The 17808-nt window shown below is 58.9% G+C and carries 16 protein-coding genes and 1 other annotated feature; of the genes, 12 read left to right on the forward strand and 4 right to left on the reverse strand.

Translation table 11 applies throughout. The features are described 5' to 3' along the window. Position 1 precedes the first annotated feature (1 nt). The 5 genes from DXA66_RS11700 to DXA66_RS11720 all read left to right on the forward strand — a co-directional run bounded on the left by DXA66_RS11700 (position 2) and on the right by DXA66_RS11720 (position 4737). The gene (locus DXA66_RS11700; protein WP_118529096.1) at positions 2-1159 is read left to right on the forward strand and encodes a toxic anion resistance protein; all 1158 of its coding nucleotides are present in this window, start codon (positions 2-4) and stop codon (positions 1157-1159) included. A 1-nt stretch (position 1160) separates the two neighbouring features. Next, positions 1161-1919 carry a LemA gene (locus DXA66_RS11705; RefSeq protein WP_118529098.1) on the forward strand — a complete coding sequence of 253 codons (759 nt, stop codon included), beginning with the start codon at positions 1161-1163 and terminating at the stop codon, positions 1917-1919. Continuing rightward, entirely contained in the window at positions 1916-2926 is a 1011-nt protein-coding gene (locus DXA66_RS11710) for a YgcG family protein (protein ID WP_118529100.1), read from the forward strand. The genes DXA66_RS11705 and DXA66_RS11710 overlap by 4 nt, the downstream gene beginning before the upstream one ends. A 200-nt stretch (positions 2927-3126) precedes the next feature. Continuing rightward, positions 3127-4332 (forward strand): threonine ammonia-lyase, encoded by a 1206-nt coding sequence (gene ilvA, locus DXA66_RS11715; protein ID WP_005942203.1) that lies wholly within the window; start codon positions 3127-3129, stop codon positions 4330-4332. Between the two features lie 30 nt (positions 4333-4362). Further along, entirely contained in the window at positions 4363-4737 is a 375-nt protein-coding gene (locus DXA66_RS11720) for a RidA family protein (protein WP_118529102.1), read from the forward strand. A gap of 76 nt (positions 4738-4813) precedes the next feature. On the opposite strand, the gene DXA66_RS11725 is transcribed toward DXA66_RS11720, so the two are convergent. Beyond that, entirely contained in the window at positions 4814-5614 is an 801-nt protein-coding gene (locus tag DXA66_RS11725) for an SDR family NAD(P)-dependent oxidoreductase (RefSeq protein WP_118529104.1), read from the reverse strand. Positions 5615-5818: 204 nt separating this feature from the next. After that, a complete protein-coding gene (locus tag DXA66_RS11730; RefSeq protein WP_118529106.1) occupies positions 5819-7036 on the reverse strand; it encodes an ATP-binding protein in 1218 nt (405 codons plus the stop codon). A gap of 169 nt (positions 7037-7205) precedes the next feature. Then, positions 7206-7464: a binding site (T-box leader), on the forward strand. A 92-nt stretch (positions 7465-7556) separates the two neighbouring features. Here DXA66_RS11730 and ilvB point away from each other — a divergent pair. The 4 genes from ilvB to ilvD all read left to right on the forward strand — a co-directional run bounded on the left by ilvB (position 7557) and on the right by ilvD (position 12741). Beyond that, positions 7557-9221, forward strand: a complete 1665-nt coding sequence (gene ilvB, locus DXA66_RS11735) for a biosynthetic-type acetolactate synthase large subunit (RefSeq protein WP_118529108.1) — start codon at positions 7557-7559, stop codon at positions 9219-9221. Positions 9222-9236: 15 nt separating this feature from the next. Beyond that, positions 9237-9809: an acetolactate synthase small subunit gene (gene ilvN, locus DXA66_RS11740; RefSeq protein WP_118529110.1), complete on the forward strand. Its 573-nt coding sequence runs from the start codon at positions 9237-9239 to the stop codon at positions 9807-9809. A gap of 85 nt (positions 9810-9894) precedes the next feature. Then, the gene (gene ilvC, locus DXA66_RS11745; protein ID WP_118529112.1) at positions 9895-10914 is read left to right on the forward strand and encodes a ketol-acid reductoisomerase; all 1020 of its coding nucleotides are present in this window, start codon (positions 9895-9897) and stop codon (positions 10912-10914) included. A gap of 168 nt (positions 10915-11082) precedes the next feature. Beyond that, entirely contained in the window at positions 11083-12741 is a 1659-nt protein-coding gene (gene ilvD, locus DXA66_RS11750) for a dihydroxy-acid dehydratase (RefSeq protein ID WP_118529114.1), read from the forward strand. Positions 12742-12896: 155 nt separating this feature from the next. On the opposite strand, the gene DXA66_RS11755 is transcribed toward ilvD, so the two are convergent. Both DXA66_RS11755 and DXA66_RS11760 read right to left on the reverse strand, forming a co-directional pair. Further along, positions 12897-13577 carry a sugar transferase gene (locus DXA66_RS11755; RefSeq protein ID WP_118529116.1) on the reverse strand — a complete coding sequence of 227 codons (681 nt, stop codon included), beginning with the start codon at positions 13575-13577 and terminating at the stop codon, positions 12897-12899. A gap of 264 nt (positions 13578-13841) precedes the next feature. Then, positions 13842-15059 (reverse strand): FtsW/RodA/SpoVE family cell cycle protein, encoded by a 1218-nt coding sequence (locus DXA66_RS11760; protein WP_243089097.1) that lies wholly within the window; start codon positions 15057-15059, stop codon positions 13842-13844. 296 nt (positions 15060-15355) lie between these two features. Between DXA66_RS11760 and DXA66_RS11765 the strand changes: the two genes are divergently transcribed. The 3 genes from DXA66_RS11765 to tsaB all read left to right on the forward strand — a co-directional run bounded on the left by DXA66_RS11765 (position 15356) and on the right by tsaB (position 17780). After that, positions 15356-16531 (forward strand): hypothetical protein, encoded by a 1176-nt coding sequence (locus DXA66_RS11765; protein ID WP_118529118.1) that lies wholly within the window; start codon positions 15356-15358, stop codon positions 16529-16531. A 98-nt stretch (positions 16532-16629) separates the two neighbouring features. After that, positions 16630-17055: a tRNA (adenosine(37)-N6)-threonylcarbamoyltransferase complex ATPase subunit type 1 TsaE gene (gene tsaE / locus DXA66_RS11770; protein ID WP_118529120.1), complete on the forward strand. Its 426-nt coding sequence runs from the start codon at positions 16630-16632 to the stop codon at positions 17053-17055. Beyond that, positions 17052-17780 carry a tRNA (adenosine(37)-N6)-threonylcarbamoyltransferase complex dimerization subunit type 1 TsaB gene (tsaB, locus tag DXA66_RS11775; protein ID WP_097776711.1) on the forward strand — a complete coding sequence of 243 codons (729 nt, stop codon included), beginning with the start codon at positions 17052-17054 and terminating at the stop codon, positions 17778-17780. The genes tsaE and tsaB overlap by 4 nt, the downstream gene beginning before the upstream one ends. The last annotated feature ends 28 nt before the right edge of the window (positions 17781-17808 follow it).

Here is a 17808-nt window from a genome sequence, read left to right on the forward strand (position 1 = left end):
TATGGCAGACAATACATTCAACTTTGATCTGGATGCACCCGCTGTGCCCACCCTGACGCTGGACCCCGCCCCGGCAGAAGAGGAAAAGGCAGCACCCGCCCAGCAGGAAGCTGCCGCACCGGAGCAGCCGCAGGTGAACCTGACCCCAGAAGAACAGGACATGGTGGATCAGTTTGCTGAAAAGATCGATATTACCAACAGCCAGCAGGTGCTGCAGTACGGCTCCGCCTGTCAGAAGAAGATCGGCGATTTTTCCGAGGCCGCCCTTTCCAAGGTGGCCACCAAGGATCTGGGCGAAGTGGGCGATATGATCACCAGCCTGATCGGTGAGCTGAAGAGCTTTGATGCAGGCGAGGAAGAAAAAAAGGGCATCCTCGGCTTCTTCAAGAAGAAGGGCGACCAGCTGGATGCCATGAAGATGAAGTACAACAAGGCCGAGACCAACGTGGAAAAGATCCAGTCCATGCTGGAGGGCCATCAGGTGCAGCTGCTCAAGGACATCGCCATGCTGGATAAGATGTACGAGCTGAACATGGCCTACTTCAAGGAGCTGAGCATGTATATCCTTGCCGGCAAAAAGAAGCTGGCCGATGTGCGCGCAAACGAGCTGCAGCAGGCCATGGATAAGGCCAAGGTTTCCGGCCTGCCGGAGGATGCACAGGCGGCTCGTGATCTGGCCGACCAGTGCGAACGCTTTGAGAAGAAGCTCTATGATCTGGAGCTGACCCGCAACATCAGCCTGCAGATGGGGCCGCAGATCCGCCTGCTGCAGAACAACGACACCATGATGGCAGAGAAGATCCAGTCCACCATCGTCAACACCATCCCCCTGTGGAAGAACCAGATGGTGCTGGCACTGGGTCTGGCCCACAGCCAGCAGGCCATGCAGGCTGAGCGTGCCGTGACCGACATGACCAACGACCTGCTCAAGAAGAACGCCGAGGCCCTGAAGATGGGTACCATCGAGACCGCAAAGGAATCTCAGCGCGGTGTGGTGGACATCGAGACCCTGCAGCAGACCAACAAGAGCCTGATCGAGACGCTGGACGAGCTGAACAAGATCCAGAGCGAGGGCCGCGCAAAGCGCGCTGCCGCCGAGCAGGAGCTGAACCGCATCGAGGACGAACTGAAAGCAAAAATGATGGAGATCCGGAGCTGAGATGGCAAACGCAGATTTTTCGCAAAAACAGAACAGCACTTCCGGCGGTTTTGACGCGGGCAGCTACCGCGAACAAAAGCAGCCGGAGCAGGCCGTGCCGCTGACACCTCTGCAGCAGAAGCTGGCAGGGCTGGAAGCAAAGCTGCCCGCAGCCCTTTCCACCCGCGCAGCTGCACTGGCGCTGAGCGTGGTGGTGATGCTGGCGGCCTTTTTGGGCTTTGGCAGCGCCAAGCTGCGCAGCCGGTACAACGAAGTCCGCAAATGGTACACGGTGGGTGTGGCGGCAGACAACGGCTATAACCTCAACGAGGAGCTGACCACCCGCATGAACACGGCGGCAAACATCATCACCACCGCCGGCAGCACGCTGGGAGCGGACAGTGCCGAGGTGCAGGCCGCACAGAGCGCGCTGAGCGATTTTACCGCCTGTCTGGAAGCCGTGCAGAACGGCGGCAGAAGTCAGGCACCCACCTCGCTGCCCTATTATCAGGGCAGCACGATGCATGCGCTGTATCAGGCCAACGAGGTGCTGGGGTCGCGGATCGATCAGCTCTACGCAAAGCTGCAGGAGCAGGCCGCAGACCCCATGAAGATGGGCGCAGTGCAGGGCCAGTACGGCCAGTTCAACAGTGCGGCTACCATCATCGGCACCCTGAAATACAACGATGCCGTTTACGACTACCAGAAAGAGACCGGCGGCTTCCCGGCCAGCGTGCTGGGAGCCATTGCCGGTGTAAAGGAGGTTGAACCCTTCGCATGAAAAATTTTGCAAAACGCGTAAGCGCTCTGGTGCTGGCCCTTGTGGTGGGCGCAGCGGCCCTGTGCCCGGCGGCCTTTGCCGCCGCCAGCCTGCCGGACCTGCCCAGAGACGAATGTGTGGTGGATGATGCCAACATCCTGAGCGACAGCACTACCCAGACCATCGTTGATCTGAACAACCAGCTGCAGTCCAGCTGCAACGGAGCACAGATCGGCGTACTGACTGTAGATTATACGGGTAATTATTCCACTGAGGATTATGCAACACAGGCCTTCAACGCCTGGGGCATCGGCTCGGCTTCCGAGAACAACGGTGTGCTGATCCTGCTGGTGATGGAGTCGCCCATCTACGAGGATGGCGATTACTACGTGACCTACGGCGACGGCTTCCGCAACACCACGCTGGAAAGTCAGGCCAGCGCCCTCGCTCAGACCATGGAAGGTGATTTTGTTAACCGCGATTACAGCGATGCAGTAATCACCTGTGCCAACAATGTGGCCAGCACCATTGCGGATATCTACGGTGTGAGCCTTTCGGGCAATAATGGCAGCTATGCCCAGCCGGACGACGGCCCCACCACTTTTGAGGATGTCGTTCTGGGTATCGTGATCCTGTTCATGTCCCTGATGGTGATGCTGATCATCGTACTGTTCGTGTTCCGGGTGTTCATTGCACCCATCGGCCACGCAGCAGGCTGGAACTGGGGTCCCTTCGCATGGGGCTACATGGCAGGTTCGGCCCGTCGGCACCGTCCCGGCCCGCCGCCCCCTCCGGGCCCCGGCTTCGGCCCCGGATACGGCCCGGGCTATGGCCCCGGCCCCCGCAATGACCGGCCCCGCCCACCCCGGAACAATAACCGCCGTCCGCCCCGTCCTCCCATGGGCGGCAGCTTTGGCGGCGGGTCCTTCGGTGGCGGCAGCTTTGGTGGCGGCTCCTTTGGCGGCGGCTCCTTCGGTGGAATGGGCGGCGGCGGCAGCCACGGCGGCGGCGGTGGCCGCGGCCGTTAAAAACACAAAAACACGGAGAACTGCTGTGGGCGGTATGCCTGCGGCAGTTCTCTTTTTAGGTTTTAGGTGTGAAGGAAATTCATTTGACAAATCAACTTTGCTAACCTATACTGAGAAACATGCATAATAAGCCAGAAATAAAGGCTCTGAGGGCGGAAAAGCCGCAGAGCAGGGAACGATAAAAATAGAGGGAGAAAACCATGCTGACTCTGGATAAGATCTACCATGCAGCCTTTGTGCTCAAGGATGTTGCCCGCAAGACCGACCTCATCGAGGCACCCAAGCTCTCCAAGGACTGCCAGCTGTACCTGAAAACCGAAAACCTGCAGGCCACCGGCAGCTTTAAGGTGCGCGGTGCTTACTATAAGATCAGCCAGCTTTCCGAGGAGGAGAGCGCCAAGGGCGTGATCGCCTGCTCTGCCGGCAACCACGCACAGGGCGTGGCGCTGGCTGCTACCCGCCGCGGCATCAAGAGCATCGTCTGTATGCCGGACGGTGCCCCCATCATGAAGGTGGAGAATACCAAGAATCTGGGCGCAGAGGTGTGTCTGGTGCCCGGCACCTACGATGATGCCCACGACAAGGCTGTGGAGCTGCAGGAAGAGACCGGCATGACCTTTATCCACCCCTATGACGATGAGCAGGTCATCGCGGGACAGGGAACCATTGGTCTGGAAATTCTGGATCAGCTGCCGGATGTGGATGCGGTCGTTGTGCCGGTGGGCGGCGGCGGCCTGATCTCCGGCGTGGCCTTTGCCATCAAGAGTCTGCGCCCGGAGGTGAAGGTCTATGGCGTACAGGCCGAGGGTGCACCCAGCATGTACCGCAGCCTGCACGAGCATAAGTACCAGACCCTGAAAGCCGTTTCTACCTTTGCAGACGGCATTCAGGTCAAGACTCCCGGTGAGCTGACCTACCAGATCTGTGAGCAGTATGTGGACGACATCGTGACCGTGAGCGAGGATGAGACCGCTGCCGCCATCCTCTCGCTGATGGAGAACCAGAAGCTGGTTGCCGAGGGTGCCGGAGCCGTGCCGGTGGCTGCAGTGCTGTTCCACAAGCTGCCGGTCGAGGGCAAAAAGGTGGCCTGCGTCGTCTCCGGCGGCAACATCGATGTGAACATCCTCAACCGCGTGATCACCCGTGGTCTGGTCATGAGCGGCCGCAAGGCGAACATGACCATTGCGCTGGAGGACAAGCCCGGCCAGCTCAAGAAGGTGGCCGAGATCGTGTCCCGCTGCGGCAGCAATGTGGTGTCGGTGCAGCACGATGGCTCCGATCCCAATATGCCCATTTCCAGCTGCTTCCTCAAGCTCACCCTTGAGACCCGCGATGCCGAGCAGATCGAGCAGATCCGTGCAGAGCTTGCAAAAGAGGGTTTCCAGCTTGTGAGCGAAAGAGTATAATAGAAGAAAAAAAGAAAGGATCGTTTTATCATGAAAGTTGTTTCCACTTCCAACGCACCCGCAGCCATCGGCCCTTACAGCCAGGCGATCGATCTGGGCAATATGGTGTTTGTTTCCGGCCAGATCCCGGTAGACCCTGCTACCGGCAAGATGGCCGATACGGTTGAAGAGCAGGCTGCACAGAGCCTTGCAAACCTCAGGGCCATTCTGGCCGAGGCTGGCCTTTCCATGGCAAATGTGGTCAAGACTGTCATTTTTCTGGCCGATATCAACGATTTTGCCGCTGTGAATGCCGTGTATGCCAAGGCCTTTGCTGAGCCGTTCCCTGCCCGCAGCTGCGTGCAGGTGGCCGCCATCCCCAAGGGCGCAAAGCTGGAGATCGAGTGCATCGCCGTGCGCGAATAATCAGGCCTAAACACAAAAGGGGCTGTGCCAGCGGCACAGCCCCTTTTGCATGTATGAGGAAGAATGAGAACAGCAATTACGGGCGCAGACCCATGCCGCCCTCCAGCGTGAGGGTCTCGCCGGACAGATACTTGAAGTCCGGCATGGCCAGCTGCACGCATACCCGGCCGATCTCGGTCTCGGGGTTGGCGTAGTGGCCCATGGGCGGCATCTTGACGTTGGCTTTGAACGCATCTGGGTATGCCTGCTGGAACTGCTCCAGCTTGGCGGTCCAGGCCAGCGGGCAGATCACGTTGACATTGATGCCATCCTTGCCCCACTCAGTAGCGGCCACGCGGGACAGGCCGCGGATGCCCTCCTTGGCGGCAGCGTAGGCGCACTGGCCAAAGTTGCCAAATAAGCCTGCACCGGATGCAAAGTTGATCACGCTGCCCTTGGACTTGGCCAGATAGGGATAGCAGGCCTTCATATAGTAAAATGCAGCGTACAGGCCGGAATAAAGGGCCAGATCAAACTGCTCGGTGGTGTGCTCTGCCAGCGGCACGCCGGAAGCGGATGCCTGTGCGTTGTTCACCAGCACTTGAATGCCACCAAAGGTATCCACAGCCTGATTGACGACATTTTGCACGGTGGCTTCGTTGTCGGTGCCTGCACACACATCTGCCTGCACCGGCAGAACGCGGATGCCATACTTGGCTTCCAGCTCGTTTTTTGCCTCTTCCAGTTTTTTTACATTACGGCCAGTGATGACCAGATTTGCGCCCTCTTTTGCAAAGGCGGTGGCAATGCCATAGCCGATGGAGCCGCAGCTGCCATCGGAAAGTACGGCGCGGCCTGCGCCGGTGATGATAGCGGTCTTACCCGTTAAAAAGCCCATAGTTGCCCTCCAGAAGTGCTCAATTGGTATATCAATTGGCTGATGTTGGCCATATTATAGCCTGTATTTCAATAGAATGCAAGGCTTTTTACCGATAAATAAAAAATAGACAAAGAATGCCGAGAAAGTGAAAAAATTCACGACTTCTCGGCATTTTGTGAAAGATTTATCAGAGACTTTGATGTTAAAATAAAGACAAACTAATTACTTCTGCACGCCCGCCTCGCACTGCTCAATAAACTGCTTTGCCACGCGGGGGCTGCGGCCGCCGGCGCGGATGGCAAAGGCTTCGGCTTTGACCAGCAGCTGATCCATCGGCATGTCGATGCCGTGCTGCTTTGCCAGTTCGGCCAGAATGGTCTCAAACCGGGCCTTCTCCGGCCGCTGGAAAGTGACCGTCAGGCCGAATCGGGCGGAAAGGCTCATCAGCTCCTGCCGGGTATCGGCTTCGTGGATGTCGTCGCCGGTGCGGTCGGTCAGTGTTTCTTTAATAAGGTGGCGGCGGTTGGAGGTGGCGTATACCGCAATGTTTTTGGCTCTGCCGCCCACGCTGCCCTCCAGAATGGCCTTCAGGGCGGCAAAGTTGTCGTCGTTGGCGGTAAAGCTCAGGTCGTCGATGAACAGGATGAATTTGAGCGGGTTCGCGGCCAGCTTGTCCATCAGATCCGGGATCTGGTAGAGCTGGTTCTTCTTCACTTCCACCAGCCGCAGGCCTTCAGGTGCAAACTCATTGGCAATGGCTTTCACCGCACTGGACTTGCCGGTGCCTGCATCGCCGTACAGCAGCACATTGTTGGCGGGCATCCCGGCCAGCAGGGCCTTTGTGTTGGCAATGACCTTTTCGCGCTCCTTCTCGTAGCCGGGCAGCTCGGAAAGGCGCTGAGGGTCCGGGTATTTCACCGGCACCAGCTGGCCGTTCTCCACCGTGAACACATGGTGCTTGGCAAACATGCCATAGCCCTTTTTTCCCACCTCGCTCATGCGCTGGGCGTAGGCGGCAGGCAGGTCGATGCTGGAGGTCTCCCACCGGGGCAGGAATGCCAGCTCCTGCGCCTGCCCTGTGGCAGAACCGGCAGCGGCCAGCAGCTCGTCCAGCGTCAGGCCGCACAGAGCCTGCAGAAAAGCCAGTTCACTGTCCAGCGCAGTCTGCAGTGCAGGAGCAAGGGTGCCCGATGCAGCCTGACGCACGCAGACGGTCTCGGCTTCCAGCACAGCGGCGCTGAGGTAGCTGCCCCAGTTGGTGGTGTGCTCGAACAGTGCGGCTTCAAATTGGGCCACAGCGTCGCACACCGGGCCATAGCCGGGCGCACCGGCTTCCATGCGGTCGGTCAGGTCCACAAGCTTTGCCACAACGGGGTCGTCCAGCAGGCTGCGGAAAACAACAAGCCCGTGCAGCCGGGCATTCCATTCTCTCAATTTCATATTCCTGTCCTCTGGTTGGTCTTAAATTAAACGCGCGGGCGCGCATATCAGAAGTATACAGCGCATTCTGCCATGGCGCAAGAGGTGTTCAATTAACTTCATGTTTGGGGTGATTCAGGTTACAAATTGTCGATTGACAAAAGGCCGATTTATAGTATAATTTACATCAACAAATGCGCAGATGGGAAAAAGTACCACACGATCCCCACTGTTCAGAGAGCTGCCGTCTGGTGCAAGGCAGTCAGTGCTTCGTGCGGAAAATCATCCCGGAGCAGCCTGCCCAACGGGTGCAAAACCCTTGTAAGCAGCGCCGGTTGCAGCCGTTACCGTGCAGGGCTTTGTTGGAAGCCCGTGAGAGGGTGTGCACAGCACGCCAACGAGAGTGGTACCGCAGAGAGCTTGATGATCACAAGGTCTTTGTCTCTTGATAACAGGGGACAAAGGCCTTTTCTTTTAAAAAGAAGCTCCCCGGGAACGTGTAAAAAGTGGAAAAAGGTTAGGAAAACAGGAGAAACTCACCATGCAGTTGAATGGTTCTCAGATTTTTGTGGAGGTCCTCTGCGAGCAGGGCGTGGATACCCTTTTTGGTTATCCCGGCGGCGCAGTGCTGAACCTTTACGATGAGCTGTATAAGAATTCTGACCGCATCACCCATGTGCTGACGGCGCATGAGCAGGGCGCGGCCCACGCGGCAGACGGTTATGCCCGTGCCACCGGCCGCACCGGTGTGGTGCTGGCCACCAGCGGCCCGGGTGCCACCAATCTGGTCACCGGCATTGCCACCGCTTACATGGACTCGGTGCCCATGGTGGCCTTCACCGGCAACGTAGCCACGGCGGGCCTTGGCAAGGACGGCTTTCAGGAAGCCTACATTGAGGGCATCACGATGCCCATTACCAAGCACAACTTCACGGTGCGCCGTGTGGAAGAGCTGGCCGATACCATGCGCTCTGCCTTCCGTATTGCACAGAGCGGCCGCAAGGGCCCGGTGCTGGTGGATATCCCCAAGGACGTGACGGCGGCGGTATGCGAGTTCACCCCCAAAAAGCCGGAGCCCATCCGCACCGTGACCACCTTTAATGCAGAGCAGGTCAAGTGGGCAGCGGATCTTATCAATGCGGCCCAGCGACCGCTGGTCTACTTTGGCGGTGGCGTGCGCAGCGCAGCCTCCTGCCAGCCGCTGCGTGATCTGCTGCACAAGGCAGAGATCCCGGCCACCTACACCCTGATGGCCGCAGGCGTCGTGCCCTACGGCGACCCGATGAACATTGGCATGGTGGGTATGCACGGCTGTTACACCTCCAATCGTGCCGTGGCCGACTGCGACGTGCTGATTGCAGTGGGCACCCGCTTCTCGGACCGTGTGGCCCTGAACCCCAAGACCTTTGCAAAGAACGCCACCATCATCCAGATCGACATCGACCCCAGTGAGCTGGGCAAGAATGTGGAGGTCGATCTTTCTATCGTGGGCGATGCCGCTTACGTGCTGAACGCCATGCTGCCGCAGATCGAGGAAAAGAAGCATCCCGACTGGATGAAGATGATCCGTGAGTGGCAGGCACAGGATTACCACCCGGTGTCCGACCCCACTCGCCTGATGCCCCATCAGGTGATCGGCGAGGTGTGCAACCAGTGCGGCCCCGAAGCCGTGTATGTGACCGATGTAGGCCAGCACCAGATGTGGGCGGCGCAGTATCTGCGCCACGCCAAGAGCCGCGGCTTTATCACCAGCGGCGGTCTGGGCACCATGGGCTTTGGCTACGGTGCAGCCATTGGCGCACAGATGGCTCTGGGCCGCGACCAGCGGGTGGTCATGTTTACCGGCGACGGCTCCTTCCACATGAACCTGAACGAGGCCTGCACCGCCGTGAGCTATGAGCTGCCCATCATCACCGTGATCTTCAACAACTCGGTGCTGGGCATGGTGCGCCAGTGGCAGACCACCTTCTACGAAAAGCGCTACAGCCAGACCGATCCCCACCGCAAGACGGACTTCGTCAAGCTGGCCGAGGGCTTTGGCCTGAAAGGCTACCGCTGCAGAAACCTGCCGGAGTTTCAGGCTGCTTTTGCGGATGCGATGAAGCAGAAAGGCCCTACCTGGATCGAGTGCATCATCGATAAGGACGAAAAGGTGCTGCCCATGATCCCCGGCGGCGGCGACATCAACGATATCATCATGGAATAAGGAGGGCACAGCAATATGGAATCCAACAAGCGCAGGGTCATCAGCCTGCTGGTGGACAACCAGAGCGGTGTTCTGGCCCGTGTGTCCAACCTGTTCTGCCGCCGCGGCTTCAACATCGACAGCCTGACGGTCTCGGCCACCAACGACCCGGCAGTCAGCCGCATCACCGTGACCATTACCAGCGATGACAAGGCCCTCAAGCAGTTGATCCTGCAGACCGAACGGCTGGAAGTTACCCGTCAGGTGTTCGTGCTGGACGGCGAAAAATCTCTGGAACGGGAACTGCTGCTGCTGAAGGTAGCATCCGATGTGCACAACCGCAGCGAGCTGCGGGAGATCGCCAGCATCTACAAGGCCAAGATCATCGACCTTTCGCCGGACAGCATGGTGTTCGAGCTGATCGGCAAGCCGGATAAGATCGATGCCTTCCTGAAAATGTTTACAGATTACAAAATTTTGGAGCAGTGCCGCACCGGCGTTACCGCACTGGAGCGCGGCGGGATGCATCAGCATATGCAGAAGCCTCCGCAGGAGGTGCGCGAAGCACAGCTGCCTCTGCCGGGGACCCACTGCCCGGAACGGACCTGAGATTTTCCGCTCTCAAGGAGCGAAAAAATAAAATGTTTACAATCAGCCACTGAATAAACACAAAACAAAAAGGAGAACAACTACCATGGCTATCAAGAAATACTACGATTCCGACTGCAACCTCGGCGTGCTGGACGGCAAGACCGTCGCTGTCATCGGCTTCGGCAGCCAGGGCCACGCACACTCTGAGAATCTTGCCGAGAGCGGCGTGAACGTCGTCGTCGGCCTGCGCAAGGGCTCTGCTCACTGGGAGAAGGCTTCTGAGTTCGCAGCAACTCACGAGAACTTCAAGGTCATGGAAGTGGAAGAAGCTGCCAAGGCCGGCGACGTTGTCATGATGCTGGTGCCCGACGAGCTGTGCGCTGATATCTATAACAAGCAGGTGGCTCCCTACATGACCGAGGGCAAGGCACTGGCCTTTGCACACGGTTTCAACATCCACTTCAAGACCATCACCGCTCCTAAGAACGTTGACGTTATCATGATCGCTCCCAAGGGCCCCGGCCACATCGTCCGCCGCCTGTACACCGAGGGTGAGGGCTGCCCCTCTCTGATCTGCGTGGAGCAGGACTACACCGGCAAGGCTAAGGATATTGCTCTGGCATACGCTTCCGGCATCGGCGCTGGCCGTGCAGGCATCCTGCAGACCACCTTCAAGGAGGAGACCGAGACCGACCTGTTCGGCGAGCAGGCAGTGCTGTGCGGCGGTGTTTCCGAGCTGATCCACGCCGGCTTCGACACGCTGGTGGAAGCTGGCTACGAGCCCGAGATGGCATACTTTGAGACCTGCCACGAGATGAAGCTGATCGTTGACCTGATCAACGAGGGCGGCTTCTCCAAGATGCGTTACTCCATCTCCAACACCGCTGAGTACGGCGACTACCGCACCGGAAAGCGCCTGATCACTGCCGAGACCCGCAAGGAGATGAAGAAGGTCCTGACCGAGATCCAGGACGGCACCTTCGCTTCCGAGTTCCTGACCGAGATGAGCCCCAGTGGCGGCCGCAAGGTGCACTTCCTGGCAAAGCGCCGCATGGAAGCAGAGCTGCCCATCGAGAAGGTCGGCGCAGAGCTGCGCAGCATGATGAGCTGGCTGAAGAAGTAAGGGGAAAACCCTCTCAGGCCGCCTTTCGGCGGCCAGCTCCCCCGAAAGGGGGAGCTTTTGTTGAAAGTGGAAACCTTATAGATCCTCCGCAAAAACCTCTCCCCTTTGGGAGAGGTGGCACGGCGTAGCCGTGACGGAGAGGTTTTTTGTCAGAAAAGAGGATTTGAAATGAGAAGCGACAATGTGACCAAGGGCTCGGAGCGCGCCCCGAACCGAAGCCTGTTTTACGCACTGGGCTACACCAAGGAAGAACTGGAGCGCCCGCTGATCGGCGTGGTTTCCGCATACAGCGAGATCGTGCCCGGCCATATGAATCTGGACAAGATCGCCGATGCCGTCAAGGCCGGCGTTGAGATGGCAGGCGGCACCCCCATCCTGATCCCCGCCATTGGCGTGTGCGACGGCATCGCCATGGGCCATGTGGGCATGAAGTACAGCCTTGCATCCCGTGAGCTGATCTGCGACAGCGTGGAGACCATGCTCATGGCCCACCAGCTGGACGGTCTGGTGCTGGTGCCCAACTGCGATAAGATCGTGCCCGGCATGGTGATGGCAGCGGTGCGCATGGATGTGCCCGCTGTGGTCTGCTCCGGCGGCCCCATGCTGGCCGGTACCTACGGCGGCGAAGAGGTCAGCCTTTCCAAGATGTTTGAGGCTGTGGGTGCCTACAAGGCCGGTATGATCACCGAGGATCAGCTGGAAGACTGCACCTGCAACTGCTGCCCCAGCTGCGGCAGCTGCTCCGGCATGTACACCGCCAACAGCATGAACTGCCTGTGCGAGGCCATCGGCATCGCACTGCCCGGCAACGGCACCATTCCTGCCGTCTACTCCAAGCGTCTGCAGCTGGCAAAGCACGCCGGTATGGCCATCATGGAAATGGTGCGCAAGGGCATCACCGCACGCCAGATCATCAACGAGCGCTCCATCCGCAACGCTCTTACCTGCGATATGGCGCTGGGCTGCTCCACCAACACCGTGCTGCACCTGCTGGCCATCGCCTATGAGGCCGGTGTGCCCATCGACCTGAAGCTGTTCAATGAGATCAGCGCCAAGACCCCGAACCTGTGCCATCTGGCACCGGCCGGCCCCACCCACATGCCGGATCTCTACGCCGCAGGCGGCATCCCCGCCGTGCAGGCAGAGCTGGCCAAGAAGGGCCTGCTGGATCTGGATGTGCCCACCGTTACCGGCAAGACGCTGGGCGAGAACATCAAGGGCGCACACATCCTGAACGACAAGGCCATCCGTCCCATCGACAACCCCTATTCCCAGACCGGTGGTCTGCAGATCCTGTGGGGCAACATTGCACCGGACGGCTGTGTGGTCAAGCGCAGCGCCGTGGCCCCCGAGATGCAGCAGCATTCCGGCCCGGCCCGCGTGTTCAACAGCGAGGACGAGGCCATTGCCGCCATCTATGCGGGCAAGATCGTCCCGGGCGATGTGGTGGTCATCCGCTACGAAGGCCCCAAGGGCGGCCCCGGTATGCGTGAGATGCTGAACCCCACCTCCGCTCTGGCCGGCATGAAGCTGGACAAGACGGTGGCTCTCATCACCGACGGCCGCTTCTCCGGCGCAAGTCGCGGTGCAGCCATCGGCCATGTGAGCCCGGAGGCTGCTTCCGGCGGCCCCATCGGCCTGATCGAGGAGGGAGATACCATCAACATTGATATCCCCAATGCCTCCATCACGCTGGAGGTCAGCGATGAAGTTCTGGCCCAGCGCAAGGCAAAGTATGTTGCACCCGAGCCCAACATCAAAACCGGCTGGCTGAGCCGCTACGCACGCATGGTCACCAGTGCAAATCTGGGCGCTGTGCTGAAGTAAAAACTCCCTCAGTCAAACCCTTGCGGGTTTGCCAGCTCCCCCGGAGGAGGAGCCTTTTCCGTCTTATTGCGATGACGGAAGGAGTTTATCGTCCCCCACAAACAACAAAATCCCCGCTGTGCAGCTGCACAGCGGGGATTTTTTGCGATACGATGTTATTCTCCGTGGCCGAACAGCACCGCACGGAAGGTGCGGAAGATGATGCGCCAGTCCACCAGAAAGCTGCGCTCCTTGACGTACTTCACATCCAATGCCATCCATTCGTCAAAGCTCAGCTGGTTGCGGTGCGGCGCGATCTGCCAGTAGCAGGAAAGGCCGGGTGTCACGTACAGCCGCTGCCATTCATAGGGCGTGTACTGGGCTACCTCGCGGGGCAGCGCCGGGCGCGGGCCTACAATGCTCATATCGCCCTTGAGGATGTTCACCAGCTGCGGCAGCTCGTCGATGCTGGTCTTGCGGATGAAATGGCCCACACGGGTGATGCGCGGGTCATCCTTCATCTTGAACACCGGGCCGTCCATCTCGTTGTCCTTCAGCAGATCGTTGAGCTTGCTCTCGGCGTTCGGGCACATGGAACGAAACTTGTACAGCCGGAACAGCTTGCCATTGCGGCCCACCCGCCACTGGCTGAAGATGGGGCTTGAACCCGGGCTGTCAAGCCAGATCGCAAGGCTGGTGATGAGCAGCAGCGGCGAAAGCACCACCAGCGCCAGCAGAGAAAAGAAGATATCCTGTGCGCGGCGCACACACCAGTAGGTACGGTGCTCGTACAGGTTTGTTTTGCGGTCGATGGTGACTGGTTTGCGGATGCCAAACTCCGCGCCAGGTTCCTCCATCCAACCAGTCTGCAGCCAGTATTCCGCCTCTGGCGCAGTTGTTGCGGATGTCATGATTCGTTTCACTCCATTTTCCGGTTGATACTATAAAATAGGGGAGAGTCCCCAATCTCTCTCCATGCAGCTTTTTGCACCATATTGAGCAGCAAAACTGCACATTTTTATTATAATATCATGTATCTCAGTGGATTGCAAGCAGGATGCGGAGGCTTCAACTGATATAACGGCAAATGTGAAAAATACAGGGGGGGGGTAAGCTACACTTTACCCGAACAGGCTCTTTGTATTGTGCATATATACGGAAAGGACTAATCCAACACAGATATACAGCATCAGCACCGAGCTGCCGCCCGCAGAATAGAAGGGCAAGGTGACACCGATGACCGGCAGCAGACGCAGATTCATGCCCACGTTCACGGCGATCTGCGCCATCAAAGCACCGCCGATGCCGGCGCAGATGTAGCTGCCCAGCAGGTCTTCGCTGCGCGCACCGGTGGCAAAGGTCTTGATCACCAGTGCCAGCAGTGCCCCCAGCACGATGCACAGGCCAACAAAGCCAATGGCATTGCCCATCCAGCTGAGAATAAAGTCGTTGTGGGCATTGGGCACGCTGTAGTACCGGCCGCTGAACAGGCCGTTGCCGAAGATGCCGCCGGAGCCGATGGCGATCTCGCCGCGCTGCTGCTGATAGATGATGTTTTTCCAGGTGGCTTCGTTGGGTGCCCAGCCGGTGGTATTCTCCGGGTCGATAACGGCCAGAATGCGGTACCACTGGTAGCCCTTGCCGATCTTATCGCTGAAAAAGGCAAACGCCGCCGCCACGGCCACAGCTGCCGCCGAGATGGCACCGATGATATACTTCCAGCTCAGGCCCGCTGCAAACATCATGCAGCAGCCGATGATGGCGTAGATGATGGCGGTGCCGTCGTCGCCCTGAATGTGGATAATGAGGATGGGCGCGGCCAGATGCAGCAGAAGCTTTGCCAGCTCCTTTGGCTCGTTGATGCGGCTGCGCACATTGTTCAGGTGCATGGCAAAGGTAAGGATAAAGCTGATCTTTGCCAGCTCCGTGGGCTGGAAGGTAAAGCCGCCCAGCTTGTACCAGGAGTAGTTGTCGGTGTCACCGGCGTTGAAGCCGATGGTCAGCGGGCCGATGGCCACATTGCGGATGAACAGCGTGGGCAGCACCAGACCCCATGTCAGGGCTACATGCACCGGCCACACCTTGACAAGGCTGCGGTAGTCGATGCAGGAGAGCAGCAGTGCGATCACGATGCCAAGCCCGGCTGCTGCCGCCTGCACCAGCGCGCGGCGGTAATCGCCGATGCCGGTAATGGCACCAGTGATCTCGTCCGTGGCAAAGCCATTGCCCTGCTTTGCGGCCCAGGAGGCCAGAGCCACCACCGCCATGGTGCTGCTGAAGATGCACAGCAGCAGATAGATCTTATCGGTTCGTTTAAAATATTGTCGAATGCTTTCCAAGAAAGCACCACCTTTCGTTCCCAGATGCACACCGGGTTTTGCCGCTGCAGCGGGCAATACCAACCCAGTTTATCCTATTATACACAGCCTGCACACCGTTTGCAATCCACCGGGTGTGACAGCTTTGCAAAATCCACACGAATGCTTGACAAAGCAGACCGCACCATCTACAATGAAGGTGCAGCAGAAAGCTCCTTTGCAGAGCGCCTGCCGCGCAAAGAAAATGGCAGGAAGATGCCTGCTGGAAAAGGGCGGCGTGCCGCATTGGGCGGCAGATATGCCCGGAGGAAATGGGAATGGAACACGATATGCTCCGCCGTTTTGGGTGTGCACTGTGCGCTCTGGCTTTCGCGCTCACAGCGCTGCCCACAGCGGCTTTTGCACAGCAGCCGGAAGAACAGGCGGCTGTGCAGCAGAGCCTTTCGGCCACAGATGTGCGCGAGATGCAGCAGGCAGATGCTGCTGTGACCGCACTGACCGGAGGCAGCGACTATGCACAGATGACCGAGGACGAGCGCACAGATGCTGCTTTGCAGCAGCTGGATGCGCTGACCGCACAGGGCCTTGTGAAGCAGGGGTCTGTCTACACCGATGCCGAAAACGGCATGATCAGCTTTACCTACAGCTGCGGCGCGCTGGGCGGCATCTTGCTTACCGACCCGGAGGAGGAGAACACCGCAGCCCTGCCGGAGCTGGACGAGAGCCAGCTGCAGGAGCTGGCAGAGAACAAGCGGGTGGGCACGGCGGCGATCTATTATGCGTTTGACAACACGATCAACAGCACCCGCTACCCGTATTATGCCTACATGCAGACCTATTGGGATTCGGTGGGCCTGCAGACGGATCTGGATACCACCGTTACTGTATCCGACCTGCGCAGGATGGGCCGTTACGACCTGTGCATCCTGAGCACCCACGGCGCGTACTACACCTATGAATACGGCTGGCTGTTCAAAAAGACTGCCACGGAACCGCTGATCCTGCTGACCGAGAGATCGGATTTCTGGAGCGATCTGCGCTATGGCTTTGACCTGCTGGCCCACCGCGTGGTTAAGGTGAACGGCATGTACGCCGTCAACGGCGATTTCTTCCGCAGTGCCTACCGCGGCAATGGCATCGTGCTCAGCGAGACCTGCGAGTTCTACGGCAAGAACGGCCATGTGGACACCTCTATGGCAGACGGCCTGCTGGCAGGCGGTGCCAAGGCGGTGATGGGCTATGTGAACAATGTCTACTCGGTGTATTCCCGCAGTATGCTGTGGGCCGCTGTGAACCGGATGATCGAGGGCGAAACGCTGGAACAGGCCGTGGACTATGCCAAGAACATCTACGGCACCGATGATATCATCTGGTACAACGAGCAGGGTGGCAGACGGCCCCATGCGGCGGCATCCTATGCGATGCTCAGCGGAGACCGAAGCGCTGCACTGCCCAACCCCTACACGGCAGCGGATGTGGATGCGGCGGCGTAAGCAACACACGGCATTGCACTTTTGCACAAAGTATATTATACTAAGGGACGGCAGAGCATTCTGCCGTCCCTTTTGCTTTATAAAATGAGGTAAGCTTCATGTCAGAATATATCACCCACTCCCGCGCCGAGACGGTGGCGCTGGGTGCCCGTATGGCCGCAGTGCTGGCACCGGGTTCGCTGGTTGCGTTCACCGGCGGGCTGGGCGCGGGCAAGACCGCCTTTACCGAGGGCCTTGCCGAGGGCCTTGGCTGCACCGACCCGGTGTCCAGCCCAACCTTTGCCATTGTGAACTACTACCGCGGCCCAAAGCCGCTGGCGCACTTTGACCTGTACCGTATTTCCACTGAGAACGACCTGTGTGCTGCAGGCTTTTACGATTATCTGGATCAGGGGGCCGTTGTGGCGGCAGAGTGGAGCGAGAACTTTGCAGACCTGCTGGCACTGGAAAACCCCATCCGGGTGGATATCCAGCGCGTGGACGAAAATACCCGCAGGATCACCATTGAGGGGGTAACGCTATGAACATCTTAGCTGTGGATACAGCGGGCAAAACGGCCGGTGTGGCTCTTTTGCAGGATGACCGCCTGCTGTACGAGGTGTATCTGGACGCAGGCATGACCCACAGCGAAACGCTGATGCCCATGATCGACACCTGCCTGAAGATGTGCGGCATGACCTGTGCAGAGATTGACTTGTACGGTGTCAACGCAGGCCCCGGCAGTTTTACCGGGCTGCGCATCGGTCTGGCGGCGGTCAAGGGTCTGGCCTTCCCGCGGGAAACGCTGTGCGCACCGGTCTCCACGCTGGAAGCACTGGCCGCAGCCCACACGGGCGAGGGCACTGTGCTGTGCGCACTGGATGCCCGCCGTGCGCAGGTATACAGTGCCGCGTTCGACCTTGCCACCCACAGCCGCCTGCTGGAAGACGATGCCCGGGCGGTGGCAGATCTGGCCGATTTTGTAGAAAATTGCAAAAAGCCCCTGTTTTTTGTTGGTGATGGCGCATCTCTGTGCTATAATAAATACGGCAGTGTGCCGGGCGTGCTGCAGGCACCTGCGGCTCTGCGCGGCGGGCGTGCTGCTGCAGTGGCCCTTGTGGCAAAGCAGATGGCCGAAGCTGGAAAGGCTGTGCTGCCGGAGGCTCTGCTGCCGGACTACCACCGCCTGAGTCAGGCCGAGCGGGAGCGCGCAGAGCGCCTTGCAGCAGAAGCTGCAGCCAATGCCGCCCAAAACAAGGAGCAGGCATAAAACCCTGCGTGACTGAGAGAAAGGAACA

Origin of the sequence: Faecalibacterium sp. OF03-6AC (assembly GCF_003478175.1) — a bacterium.
In the GTDB taxonomy this organism is placed as follows: Bacteria; Bacillota; Clostridia; order Oscillospirales; family Ruminococcaceae; genus Faecalibacterium; species Faecalibacterium taiwanense.